Below are 14,091 nucleotides of genomic sequence, written 5' to 3' on the forward strand. Positions count from 1 at the left end.
CAGGACGATAGACAAGAGTTTGATTTCGCGCACGCTTATATCGGAGTACTATAGTATGCTTATTAGAAATTACGAGTTTCTTAAGGTTTTCCGTAGTGATGTTTGTTTAGGTTTTACTATTTTAGGAACTTTGAAAAAATAACTACAAAAAAACAAAGACTGTAAGCATAAATGAAAAACACCAAGGTAACAACCGAAGAGATTAATGGCGTAGTTTGGCAAGCCTGTGATACCTTTAGAGGAGTAATAGACCCAAGTCAATACAAAGACTATATATTAGTGATGTTATTCTTAAAATACGTATCGGATGTATATACAGAAAAGCACAACGAGTATGTAAAAAAGTACGACGGTAATATAGAAAGAGCCAACAGAGCCATGCAGTTAGAGCGCTTTGTAGTACCAGAACACAGCCACTTTACTTGGTTGTATGATCAAAGAAACGAACCCAATGTTGGAGAGTTAATAGACATAGGGTTAGCAGACTTAGAAGAAGCAAACAGAGAAAAACTAACCAGTGCAGACGGTGCAGGAATTTTTAGAAATGTAAGTTTTAACAGCAGTAATTTAGGCGATAAAAAAGATAAAAATGCCCGTTTAAAAAACCTATTACAAGACTTTGCCAAGTTAGATTTAACACCATCGCATTTAGAAGGAAACGACATTATTGGTGATGCCTATGAATATCTTATCAAGAACTTTGCAAGTGATGCAGGAAAAAAAGCAGGGGAATTCTATACTCCAGCAGAAGTTTCCACCTTACTAGCAAAGCTTACAAAATCAAAACCAGGCGCCAGAATTTACGATCCTACCTGTGGCTCTGCTTCGCTGTTGATAAAAGCAGGAAAAGAAGTAGGCAATACTAATTTTTCTTTATACGGACAAGAAGCCAATGGAAGTACCTGGGCTTTGGCAGTAATGAATATGTTTTTACATGGATTTGACAATGCCAATATTCGTTGGGGTGATACCTTACGTAACCCAAAGCATTTGGAAGGGGATGCCCTAATGAAATTTGATACTGTCGTAGCAAACCCACCGTTTTCGTTAGATAAATGGGGACAAGAACAGTTGCAAGAGGATCGATTTGAGCGCTTTCATAGAGGTTTGCCACCAAAGAGTAAAGGCGATTGGGCATTTATTACTCATATGATTGAAAGTGCGTATAAAGATACGGGTATGATTGGCGTGGTAGTACCCCATGGTGTTTTGTTTAGAGGAAGTGCCGAAGGAAAAATAAGAACCAAAATAATTATGGATAATTTATTGGATGCGGTTATTGGGTTACCTGCCAATTTGTTTTTTGGAACAGGAATACCTGCGGCTATTGTATTATTTAATAAAGGTAAAGAACAACGTACCGAAACCTTGTTTATAGATGCTAGCCAAGGCTTTGTGAGTGACAAAAACCAAAACCGTTTATTACCCGAACATATAAAACGTATTTTACAAACATACACTCAATTTAAAGATAACAAACTTACGACAGGAGTAATAGAAGATAAGTATAGTTATGTTGCTACCTCGGAAGAGTTAAAGGAAAACGATTACAACTTAAATATACCGCGTTATGTAGATACTTTTGAAGAAGAAGCGGAAATTGATATTAGCGAAGTACAGCAAGAGATTATAACCTTGGAAAAGGAGTTAATCGAGGTACGTGTAACAATGGAAAACTATTTAAAAGAGTTGGGATTATGAATAAAGAAAACGAAGTTAGGTTGGTAGAAGATGTTGAAAAATTAATTATTGAAGGTTTAAAAAAAGGATACAGACAAAATTTATTTTTTACACAGAATTATACAGGTTTTCAATCAAGGATTATTGAGTATTTAATAACAGTAAATATAGCGCAAAGTTTAGAGGAATATTGTTTCAAAGGATGCTTAGGCGTAAATTTAGAATACCCTTTAGAAAAATTTTACAATGGTTCTTTTCCTTGTATAAAGTACAATTATCCAGATATTCCTCCTAATACCAATAAAGAAGGTAAAAAGCTTTTGAACTATTTTGGAGCCACCTTACAAAATAGAAAAGATCATAATCCATCTCAAAACAAAAGTAAACGTTTAGATATAGCCATTACAGGTGATCCAATACATACTGATGGTTATTTAACTAATGAAAGGAGGTCTTTAGTAGGTATAGAGATTAAAACTTTAAATCCAAGTAAAGCTAGTGTTATAAAAGATATTACAAGATTAGCAGATGCATTAAATTTAGAAGATGAAATAAGTGAAAATCAAATTCTATGTGGATTTGTTTGTTTTTTTAGAAGGTTTGATAAAGAAAATGAGACATTTAGTCAACATCAAATTAATAACTCTAAAAAAAGTGAAAAAAATAAATGGATTAAGAATTTAAATGATTTAACAGAAATATATCCTAAGTTGAATTTTAATATTATCCCAGAAGTTTTAGAAGAATCACCAGTGGAAAATGTGGGACCCTTTGAAGAAAAGCCAGAACTAGAAAATTACGAAGATTACGCAGATAACTCTGGATTAGTTATTGGTTATTTAATTAAAATAACTCATAAATAGTATAATTAATATGAGTATAGATAAAGTAGAAATTTTACAGAGAAAAGGCTATAAAAAAACAAAATTAGGTTGGATTCCTGAAGAGTGGGGTGTAGAAAAATTAGGTGATTTAAGTCTTGTAAAAGGTCAATATGGAGTAAATGAAGCGGCGGTTGATTATAATCCGAATTTACCTGCTTATATCAGAATTACGGATATAACTGAAGAGGGGTGGTTTGATGAAAGAAAAAGAAAGTCCGTAAAGATAAAAGAAACTGAAGATTATACTTTAGAGGTGAATGATATTGTTTTTGCTAGAACTGGAGCGACTGTTGGGAGAACATATCTACATCAAAAGATAAATATGCCTTTGATATTTGCTGGTTTCTTAATTAGATTTCGTGTCAATCAAAATAGGTTACTTTCATTATTTTTAAAGTATTATACTCAATCATCTAATTATTGGAGATGGGTAAAAATTTATTCGTTAAGAAGTGGTCAGCCAGGAATTAATGGTAAAGAATATTCTTCATTACCTGTTTATCTCCCCCCAATCCAAGAACAAAAAGCCATAGCTAATTGCTTATCCACTTGGGATAGGGCTATAGAAAAGCAAAGCCAACTCATACAAGCCAAACAAACCCAAAAGAAAGCCTTAATGCAACAGTTGTTAACGGGTAAAAAACGCTTGCTTGGGTTTACTGAGGAGTGGGAGGAGTATAGTTATGGGGATTTATTAATAACAGTTAATAGACCTGTAGATTGGAATGATTCAGAAAAATATGAATTAATAAGTGTTCGTAGAAGGTCAGGAGGTTTGTTTCATAGAGATAGTTTATTTGGCAATGAAATTTTGACTAAAAAGTTATTTACAGCAAAAAAAGGAGATTTTTTAATTTCTAAAATGCAGATTTTACATGGAGCTTCTGGTCTAGTTACTGAAGAGTTTGATGGGATGAAGATTTCTGGATCTTACATTGCGGTAGTACCAAAAGATAATAGCATTCTTAGTACTTTTTTTCTTGAATGGTACTCTAAAGTTCCCTATTTCTACCATCAAACATATAGAAGTAGTTATGGTGTACACATAGAAAAAATGACATTTAGTTATAAATTATTTTTAAAAGAAAAAATATTATTACCAAGTATTACTGAACAAATTGCAATTGCCAATATTTTAAATACCGCAAACAAAGAGATAGCGTTATTGCAACAACAATTGCAACAACTACAACAGCAAAAGAAAGGATTAATGCAACAGTTATTAACAGGTAAAAAAAGATTGAAGTATTAGACGTAAAAAAACAAACTAAACCAAACTAAAAAGAAGAAAAATGAAATTTGAGAGAAAGGATGTGGATTTAGCCTACAGAAAGCTAAAAAGTTATGTGTATTACGATAATTTTTCACTACTACTAAGACAACAAATAGCAGAATTTGAATCAAGCCCTAATTTTGAAAAGTGTTTAAACGATCTTGTTAGTTTTTTAAATGACCCGGTAAATAAACGAAACTATTTTGAAGCATTATTAAATGAAATAAATTATTACGTAGCTCCTAAAAAGTTTTCAAGAGAACCATTTAATTATGGAGATAATATTATAAGCAACAACTTTACGGAAAGCAGTTATCTTTTAGAAAAAATAAATTATTTTTTTAAAGGACCGGTAGAATTACATATTATTTCTATTCTATGGATTTTAAAAGAAGGCTATGTATTGCATAAAGATTACCATAAAGATAATTACGCCTATTATTTAGAATTAAACTCAGAAAGTGGCAATGTGGTGGATGGTTTACGTTTGTTTAAACCCTATTTTGATCAATACCAAAGATGGCGAGATAAAGGAGTAGATTTAGCCAAAAACATAGTTGCAGAAGATACCGATGTCGTGGTATTATCATTAGACGTTAAAGAGTATTACTACAACATTCGATTTGATCCTAACCTAAGAGAAGAATTAGAAAAAACAATTCGTTTAGGTTTAAATACAGATAGAATTTTATTTACGCAAATGATTTTTGATATTAACGATGCGTACCAGAATAAAATATGCAAATCTACTAGAGCTAAAAAAGCTATACAAGAAAAGAAAGCTATTATGCCAATTGGTATATTATCCTCAGGAATATTAGCTAATTGGTATCTAACTGATTTTGATAAAAAAATAAAAGAGGAACTTTCTCCAGCGTATTATGGTAGGTATGTTGATGATATTTTAATTGTATTAAGTAATACTAAAATTTCAAAAACCTTTGATAATGTTCAGTTTAATTCTTCTTTAGAAGCTTTTTTACATAAATTTTTTGTTGAGAGAAAAATTTTCGATACCCAAAAAACAGAAAAAAAGATAGTTCATCAATCACGTAATCGTAAATGTATAGAAATTCAAAAAGAAATTACATACCGGTTTATTAGTGATAAGAATATTGAAATTCAAAAAGATAAAATTATTTTATATTCTTTTGAAAGTAAAGAATCTCAGGCAGTATTAGATATGTTTAAAAAGAAAATAGAACAACATTCTAGTGCCTTTTGGTTTTTGCCAAATGAAAATGATATCAATGATGATTTTGATGAAAGTGTGTATGAATTAACCTATACTGATACGGTTAATAAACTAAGAAGTGTTACTGACATCAAACAAAGCAAATATGGGGCTTCTATTTTTTTAGCCAAGCGTATAAAAATAAGTTTATTGTCTGAGAATAAAAAAGATGATAAAACAACTGAGCAAATTCTTACTTTTTTTAAAGGAATCGTAAATCTTGAATTTTCAAATCTTTGGGAGAAAGTATTAACCTATTTTGTAATTGTTGATGATAAAAATGCCTTTTGGAAGTTTTTTAAAGAGACAATTATTGCTATAGATTGTATAAAATCTTCTGATAAACCAAAAGTAAAAAGTAGTGATCTAAAAAAGACAAAAAAGTATTTAGGGGAATACCTAATGAATTGTTGCGCTATGGCAACAGCTTTAAATCCAAATTTTGTAAATCTCAATTGGTGGGAAGATAGGTGTAGTCGTTTTAGATTTAATTGGTTCAATCGTAATTTTTACAAAGAAGTATATAAATTAAAAAAAGAATATATAACTTCAAATTTACTACGAAATAGTTTTGTAGTAGTTCCATTACTGAACTATTTAAAACTAACAAATGAAACAGATGTAAATTTAGTTAAGTATGATTATTTAAGAACTTTAAATCCAGTCTTTAATAAAGAGGGATTTCAGTTCGATGATAAGAAATTGAAATATGCACCACGTTTTATTTATTTACATGAATTTAATAGTATTGATTTTTTAAAAGAGTTAATTTTTCAGGCAAAGCAAGATCATTTAGAAATGTTCGAAGATCTTGACCAAAAAATCTATCATAAAAGTTTTGACACTTTTTTTAAAGTAAATTATGAGTATAGAAATACGTTCTATGAATCGAAAAATGGAAATGAGGTCAGTAATTATTGTGAAAATTTAAAAAGTTATTATTTCAAAATAGAAAAAGGGTTTAGAGATAGTATTGAAACATTAGGATATAATACTTTCGAAATTCCACAATCAAAAAAAACAACTAACGATTTAAAAATAGCTTTAGCAAACACTAAAGTAGAGAAATCCAATATAGTAAAATCATTATTTGATACACCTAATACAGATAAAGAAAGACGTAAACATTTCATAGATTTAATTAACGGAGCAGAAAAAGTTAAAGCAGACATTTTAATATTGCCTGAAGTGAGTACTCCTTACAGGTGGCTCCCTATTTTAGCAGACCAAGCCAGAAGAAAACAACGAGCAATTATTGTAGGTCTTGAGCACGTTCGAATTAATAATGTTTGTTATAATTTATTGGCTACAATCTTACCAATGGAGCATAATGGAATAAAAGATACGATTATTAATTTCAGATTAAAGAATCATTATTCTCCAGCAGAGGCAAAATTGATTAAAGATAGAGGTAAAATGGTTCCTAAGCTCAGTAAATCTTTATATAATTTATTTATTTGGAGAGGAATATATTTTAGTAATTATAACTGTTATGAGCTAGCAGATATTAATCATAGAGCTTTATTTAAATCTAAAGTAGATGTATTATTTGCTTCTGAATACAATCAAGATGTAAATTACTTTTCTAATATAGTAGAAACGGTTTCAAGAGATGTACATTGTTATTTTGTACAAGCAAACAGTTCCGATTTTGGAGATTCCAGAATAACTAAACCTGCAAAAACAGAAGCCAAAGACATTCTAAGATTAAAGGGGGGAGAGAATAGTGTGGTTTTACTAGGAAAAATAGATATTAAAAAACTTAGAGAGTTTCAAAAAACTAGAATTTCTGGTCAAGACACAAAAATATTTAAAAATACTCCTCCTGATTTTGATCATTTTAATCCAGAAAACAGATAATTGTTATGCAAACACCATCCTTTAAAGAAGATCATATTTCGCAACTCCCAGCTTTACAGTTATTAATAGCCATGGGGTATACGTATATCAATCCAGAAGAGGCCTTGGTAGAAAGAGGAGGTAAAACATCGGGTATATTTTTAGAAAATATTTTACGCAAGCAATTACAACGAATTAATAAAGCAAAAGTTTCTTCTACTAAAGAAGTAGCTTTTACCGAGAGTAATATTGAGGCAGCTATTATCGCTTTACGAGATGTACCTATGGTAGATGGTTATATAAGTACTGCTCAAAAATTGTATGAATTACTGACTTTAGGTAAATCCGTAGAACAGAATATAGCAGGCGATCGAAAAAGTTTTGACATACATTATATGGACTGGAAATATCCTGAAAACAACGTATTCCATGTAACGGAAGAATTTAGTGTATTGCGTACAGGGTTAAAAGAACATTATCGTCCAGATATTGTATTGTTCGTCAATGGTATTCCATTAGGTGTTATCGAGTGCAAACGTCCGGATATAAAAGAGCCACTGCAACAAGCTATTTCGCAAAACTTGCGTAATCAAAAAGAAGATGGTATTCGCGCTTTATATAGTGTAGCCCAATTGGTAATGGGGGTAACGGTAAACGAAGGAAGCTATGCTACCACAGGAACCCCAGAAAAATTCTGGGCAAAATGGCAAGAGAATTTTAAAAGTAAGGAAGAAGAGGCGAATTATGAAGAGGCTTTATTCAGCTTAAAAAACACGCCATTATCTCCCCAAGTAAAAGACAGTTTGTTTACAGAACGTTATAAGTATGTAAGAGCCTATTTTGAATCTTTAGAACAAACTAAAGTGTTGGTGACACCCCAGGACCGATATATTTTTAGTCTCTGCAAACCAGAACGATTATTAGACTTGGCGTATAATTTTACCTTATTTGATAATGGAACTAAGAAAATAGCCCGTTACCAACAGTATTTTGCCATTCATAAAGCCATGAATCAGTTACGCTATCCACAAAATGGAAAACGTATGGGCGGCGTAGTATGGCATACGCAGGGAAGTGGAAAATCGCTGACAATGGTAATGCTAGCACAAGCCATTGCTATGGAACCGAGCATTAAAAATCCTAAAATTATTCTAGTAACCGATAGAACGGATTTAGATACACAAATAACAGGAACATTTAGAAAATGCGGTATTGAAGTAGACAATGCAAAGTCAGGAACAAAGTTAGTAGACCTCTTGCAAAGCAAAAGTGATGCGGTGGTTACTACCATTGTAAATAAGTTTACAACCGCAGTAAAAAAGATAACAACGCCATTAGAAAGTCCTAATATTTTCGTGTTGGTAGATGAAGGACATCGAACACAGCATGGTACGTTTAATATCGAAATGCAAAAAACATTACCCAACGCCTGTTTCATTGCATTTACAGGAACACCACTATTTAAAAAAGATAAAAACACCTTAGCTAAATTTGGTACTCTTATCGATAGTTACACAGTAGATCAGGCCGTAATAGACAAAGCTGTCGTGCCTTTGTTATACGAAGGGAGACATGCCTTACAAGACGTAAATTCCAATCCGTTGGATACCTTTTTTAATATGGTTTCCGAGCCATTATCCGATTACGAGAAAGCAGATTTAAAGAAGAAGTTTAGTAGGGCAGGTCAATTAAACATTGCTGACCAAAAAATTTATGCCATTTGTTGGGATATAACGAACCATTATACTAAGAACTTTCAAGGTACAGGTTTTAAAGGACAGGTGGTTTGCCAAAGTAAAATGGCAGCAGTAAAATATAAAAAGTATTTAGATGAAATTGGTAGGGTGACTAGTGAGCTAGTAATTTCACCAATTGACGAGCGAGAAGGTGAGGAGTCAGCATATGGGGAAACATCAGAACTGGTAAAGAAGTTCTGGCATAAAATGATGGATGAGCATGGAACGGCTAAAAAGTACCAGACAAATATTGTAAATCGCTATAAAAACGATGAGCAGCCGGAGTTAATTATTGTAGTTGATAAACTTTTAACAGGTTTTGATGCACCACAAAATACGGTTTTGTATTTGACCAGAAAATTAATAGGGCATACCTTATTACAAGCGATAGCAAGGGTAAATAGAGTAGCTAAAGACAAAGATTACGGCTATATTATTGATTATTACGGTGTATTAAAAGAGTTAGATGGTGCATTAAAAACGTATTCTGCTTTTGAAGATTTTGACGAAGAGCAATTAGAAGGAACACTGACTAATATTACGGTAGAGATTGAAAAATTACCACAAGCGCACTCGGATGTATGGCAACTTTTTGAAACTGTAGAAAATAAAAAAGATGCCGAAGCCTACCAACAATTATTAAGAGATGAAGCTATACGATCTAAATTTTACAATCAATTAAATGTATTTGCGCGCCTGTTAAAATTAGCCTTATCCTCTATTGAGTTTCATAAGCAAACACCAGAAAAACAGTTGCAACGATACAAAGAAGATTTGGCGTTTTTTATGAAGTTAAAAACGGCTGTTGTTTCACGTTATTCGGATACAGTAGACTATAAAAAATACGAAGGTCAAATTCAAAAGCTAATAGATTCGCATATTCCAACCTCTGGTGTGGTAAAATTAACAGAATTAGTAAATATTTTTGATAAAGAAGCTTTTGAAGAAGAAGTGATTAAATTGGAAGGGAAAGCAGCCAAAGCCGATATGATAGCTTCTCGTACAGCCAAACATATCACGGAAAAAATGGAGGAAGACCCTGCATTTTATAAGAAGTTTTCGCAAATGGTGAAGGATACTATTGAAGATTACCTACAACAGCGCATTAGCGAAAGCGAGTACTTAACAAAAATAACAGAAATAAAAGAAGCTGTACTAAACGGTACGGATAGTAAAGTGCCAGAAAGTTTGCGCACAAAAGAAGTAGCTAGAGCTTTTTATGGAATTAGTATGGAAGAGTTTGAGCAAGTTGTTTCTGAAAAAGAAGTACGTACCACGATAGCAGAAGAACTCGCATTAAAAGCAGATAAAATAATTTTAGAGATTTTGGACGTTAAAAAAGTGGATTGGACAACTAGTGTAGATATTCCTAAGAAAATGATTATGTTAATTGGTGATTATATCATTGATCATATCCGAGATAAATATCAGATAAAATTGGGGTTTAGTGAGATTGATAAGATAGCAGAAAGAATAGTAGACATAGCCAAAATACGATACAAATAATGACAGGTTTCGTTCAATACGGATCAGAAAAAATAACCTACAGCATACTTTTCTTAGACAGGAAATCTTTGGGAATAACGGTATACCCCAATAGAAATGTAGAGGTGAAAGCTCCTTTTCATACTAGTTTGGACAAAATTCAAGAAAAAGTAAAAAAGCGTGCTTCATGGATTTTAAAACAGCAAGATTATTTTTTGTCATTTGAGCCAAGAATTACTAGTAGAAAATTTGTTTCAGGAGAAACCCATTATTACCTAGGTCGTCAATACCAATTAAAAGTCATTGAATCCGAAAGTAACAAAGTAAAATATACAGGAAGGTTTATTGAGGTATATACAACGGAAAGAACCAATGTAGAGAAACAACTACAAGAATGGTATAAAGAAAAAGCAGAAGCTTGGTTTAAAAAATTATCAGATAAGCACATAGAACGATTTAAGAAATACAACGTTGAACCAAGGAAAGTAGAACTTAAAAGAATGGAAAACCGCTGGGGCTCTTGCTCGGTAAATGGAAGAATTCTATTAAATCCTGAATTAATAAAAGCACCAAAAGCCTGTATAGAATATGTGATTATACATGAACTATGTCATTTAGTATATAGAGACCATACAAAAGAGTTCTTTAACCTTCAAACCCATGAAATGCCCGATTGGCAAAAATGGAAAATGAAGCTAGAAACACTTTTGGCATAGAAATTAACTAAAAAAATAATATAATTATGAAAAAACATCCTCCATTTAGTATTGGTAGTACCTTAAAACATATACCAACAGGAACTCTTATAATATTAGAAAGATATGATGTACAATTAATACAAGGTTATGGTTTGTCCGCAGGAGGCGGAACCGTGCAAAGTGTTCCGAATTATAACTTTCTGTATGGAAAAGTAAGTAATTCCAATACTTCTTTTAAAGGGTTAAGTCGAGAATTTGAATTAGTAGAGTAGTTAAGGATATGAGTGGGTTTAAGTTATAGATAATTAATATTGTGGAGAGTTTAAATAATAGAAATCAGATAAAATAAATGAAAGGGAAGAGGAATTTTACTAAGAAAATGGGGGTTTTAGCTCATGAAATTTTCATGTATGTAAAGCTTTTGGTCCTAATAACTTTAGTACTGACTTTAGCATATTTTATATTTAGTAATGATAGTATTTCAGGTAAAGTAACAGTAATTTCAACTGTCTTTGTAATTCCATGTATTATGGTAATAGGTGCTCTATTAACATTATTAGCTTTTTGGACGCAAATAGATGCAAACGAAAAAATTCAAAAGCAATTTGAATTTCAGCAATTTGAATCTCAGTTTTTTGAGATGCTTCGTTTACACAAAGAAAATATAACAGAAATGAAAATTACAGGGTATGGTAGGTTATTGAGTTACAAATTCGATGATTTTAAAGAAATGAATTTAAAATCTTTTAAGAAGGCAAAAGAAACCGATTTAACCCAATATGTAAGGTATATAGAAAATAGAAAAGTTTTCTATAATATGAATGTAGAACTAATTGCTTGTGTTAAATTAATTACTGAGAAATTTCTGGATCTTAAAAACGAAAATAAATTAAGTTCAAAAGAAAAAGAAGAGGTCTTAAAATTATCGTATCGTATTTTCTTTTTTGGATCTAAGTCTGACTTAATTAAAGGCAACGAAATAATAAGCGATGATGAAGTACAAAAAATAAAAAGCCACTTAAACCATATACAGGATAAGCATAGAAAATCTTTTGGAGATAAGAATTCATTTGGAAAAAATAATACAACTATCTATATAAAATATAAACCTTTTACAGGGCATGAGAATAGATTAGGGCATTATTATAGGCATTTATACGCTACTGTGAAATATGTAATAGAAAAAGAAAAAGAAGGTTTGTTTGACTATAAAAAAAGTAGAGAGTATTTAAAATTATTAAGATCACAAATGTCTAATGATGAACAGATATTACTATACTATAACTTTTTATTTGGTTTTGGGTATAATTGGGATTCTAGTAAATCTACTATTAGCCCAACAGATAATAAAAACACAAGTAAAGGAGAGAAAAATCAATTCTTAACTAAATATAGAATGTTACATAACTTACCTATAGATAGAGTTTATGAGGAAGTTCCATCTCCTCGAGATGTTTTCAAAAATTATATTAATGACTTGGGAAGTATTCAAGAAGGTTTTCCTACGGATCATAAACTTCATGAAGATGATAATCTTTTTGAATGGGATGATTAAAACATAAAAATTTTAGAAATGAAAAAAGAATTAGAAAACTTAAAACAACAATTTTTGGAGCAGTGGTCTATAGAAAGGCTACGCACCATGAAACTAGAAGAATATACCAATACGAACAGAGAAGATTCTTTTTGCTATTGGGTAGAGCATGTTACTCGCGATTTAGGGAGTATTGTAGGTGGTAGTTCCTATAAATTTGGTGTTTATAAACGAAATGATACCAGTAAAGCCATTGATGCTGATAATAGAAAAACAGATGATGAGTATGCTTGGTTTACCAAATATGGTGAAACAAGGGAAGAGGCTTTTGATGAAGTAAGAAGTATTATTGTACAAATAGCAACTCATGCCCAAAGCGACAATTTAGAAGCCATAGATAGCATTGATTTAGGTACGGCGTACAAATGGAAAATAGCCTTTTTATATGGAAAATACAATTGCTTAAATATTTTTAAAGAGGAGGTGTTAAAAACAATAGCGAACCATTTTTATATTGCTTCCTATAAAAAAATGAGTTTATCTTCTTTACATAGATCTTTACTAGAAAAGAAAAGAGAGAATCAAGATTATTTTGAGTTTACCCAGGAACTTTGGGAAATTGCTAACTTAAAAACAGAAGGAGTTAAAAAAGAGTTTTTAGATTGGTTAAAAGAAATAGAAACAAGTAATAAATCTGCATCTTATTTAAGGGCAATAGATATTTTAAATGAAATCTTAGAAACGAATTTATATTTAGAAGTAGACATCGCTAAATTAGATGTCCTGTACGATGACCTGATAAAAGAACAAAGGAAGAGGAATGGTAAGTATTATTATGAAAAAGCAACTTCTTATGGAAATAAAGGCTTTTACTCAGCGGCAATAAGGGCATTTATAGAATTTTTAAAAACAAAAAATAATATGAAAAATATAGTTTTAGAAAAAGAAAGATTATATAAGTTTTCTATGGGTATTTTTTTGAAAACTCCAAGATTAAAAAACTTAGTTTCCACTTTTGAAAAGAACAAATGGGCAGTGATGTATAGATATACTGGTGCTGGGCAAGGTAACGATTGGGTTAATAGAGTGCAAGTAGGAGATTATGTATACATAACCTTTGGAAAAGATAAACTTTTACATCTAGTACAAATAACTTCTGAGTGCAAAGAATTACCTGATGAGATCAATAAAGTCATTGGAGATTCAGATTATATGTATCGCGAGTATAAGATAATAACCGAACCAAAAATAGAACATACAAGAGAGTTAAGAGGAGAAGCAAGTTTTTGGTTGCCTAGTGGAAATTCAACACTAAAAGAGATAACAGACCTCGAAGAGGCTAATAAAATTTTATTTAATCCTTATTATAATGTAAGTTTTTATAACGAGAAGGATGTTTATAAAAATGAGAATGAAGATATAAATAAAGATAAACCTATTACAACCAACCAAATACTATACGGTCCACCAGGAACAGGTAAAACCTATAAAACCAAAAAAATAGCCGTAGAGTTAATAGATAAAAAGGATTATGGAGATAGTGAAGAAGCTAGGAAGGAAATAGTAAAGCGTTACAATGAATTGTGTGAAAAGGAACAAATAGTATTTACTACCTTTCACCAATCTATGAGCTATGAAGATTTTGTAGAAGGTATTAAGCCTAGAACAGAGGACAAAAAAGTAACCTATGAAGTAGAGGATGGGATATTTAAGTTAATTAGTGACAAA

8 protein-coding genes and 1 pseudogene are annotated in these 14,091 nt (G+C 31.3%); all 9 read left to right on the forward strand.

Features of this window, described 5'->3' with window-relative positions; genetic code table 11:
• Nucleotides 1–171 precede the first annotated feature (171 nt).
• Nucleotides 172–1,701: a type I restriction-modification system subunit M gene (locus ACKTTV_RS09110; protein ID WP_408030528.1), complete on the forward strand. Its 1,530-nt coding sequence runs from the start codon at nt 172–174 to the stop codon at nt 1,699–1,701.
• Entirely contained in the window at nt 1,698–2,543 is an 846-nt protein-coding gene (locus ACKTTV_RS09115; protein WP_408030529.1) for a hypothetical protein, read from the forward strand. The genes ACKTTV_RS09110 and ACKTTV_RS09115 overlap by 4 nt, the downstream gene beginning before the upstream one ends.
• 10 nt (nt 2,544–2,553) lie before the next feature.
• Nucleotides 2,554–3,816, forward strand: coding sequence for a restriction endonuclease subunit S (locus ACKTTV_RS09120; protein ID WP_408030530.1), 1,263 nt, complete (start codon nt 2,554–2,556; stop codon nt 3,814–3,816).
• Between the two features lie 40 nt (nt 3,817–3,856).
• On the forward strand, nt 3,857–6,931 hold the full coding sequence (locus ACKTTV_RS09125; protein ID WP_408030531.1) for a hypothetical protein: 3,075 nt from the start codon (nt 3,857–3,859) through the stop codon (nt 6,929–6,931).
• A gap of 5 nt (nt 6,932–6,936) precedes the next feature.
• The gene (locus tag ACKTTV_RS09130; protein ID WP_408030532.1) at nt 6,937–10,152 is read left to right on the forward strand and encodes a type I restriction endonuclease subunit R; all 3,216 of its coding nucleotides are present in this window, start codon (nt 6,937–6,939) and stop codon (nt 10,150–10,152) included.
• Nucleotides 10,152–10,847 carry a M48 family metallopeptidase gene (locus ACKTTV_RS09135; protein ID WP_408030533.1) on the forward strand — a complete coding sequence of 232 codons (696 nt, stop codon included), beginning with the start codon at nt 10,152–10,154 and terminating at the stop codon, nt 10,845–10,847. The genes ACKTTV_RS09130 and ACKTTV_RS09135 overlap by 1 nt, the downstream gene beginning before the upstream one ends.
• Before the next feature lie 26 nt (nt 10,848–10,873).
• On the forward strand, nt 10,874–11,101 hold the full coding sequence (locus ACKTTV_RS09140) for a hypothetical protein (RefSeq protein WP_408030534.1): 228 nt from the start codon (nt 10,874–10,876) through the stop codon (nt 11,099–11,101).
• Between the two features lie 77 nt (nt 11,102–11,178).
• Nucleotides 11,179–12,384: a putative phage abortive infection protein gene (locus tag ACKTTV_RS09145; protein ID WP_408030535.1), complete on the forward strand. Its 1,206-nt coding sequence runs from the start codon at nt 11,179–11,181 to the stop codon at nt 12,382–12,384.
• Nucleotides 12,385–12,402: 18 nt separating this feature from the next.
• Nucleotides 12,403–14,091, forward strand: a pseudogene (locus ACKTTV_RS09150) (hypothetical protein); the annotation flags it as partial.

Source organism: Tenacibaculum xiamenense (assembly GCF_964513065.1).
GTDB lineage: Bacteria > Bacteroidota > Bacteroidia > Flavobacteriales > Flavobacteriaceae > Polaribacter > Polaribacter xiamenense.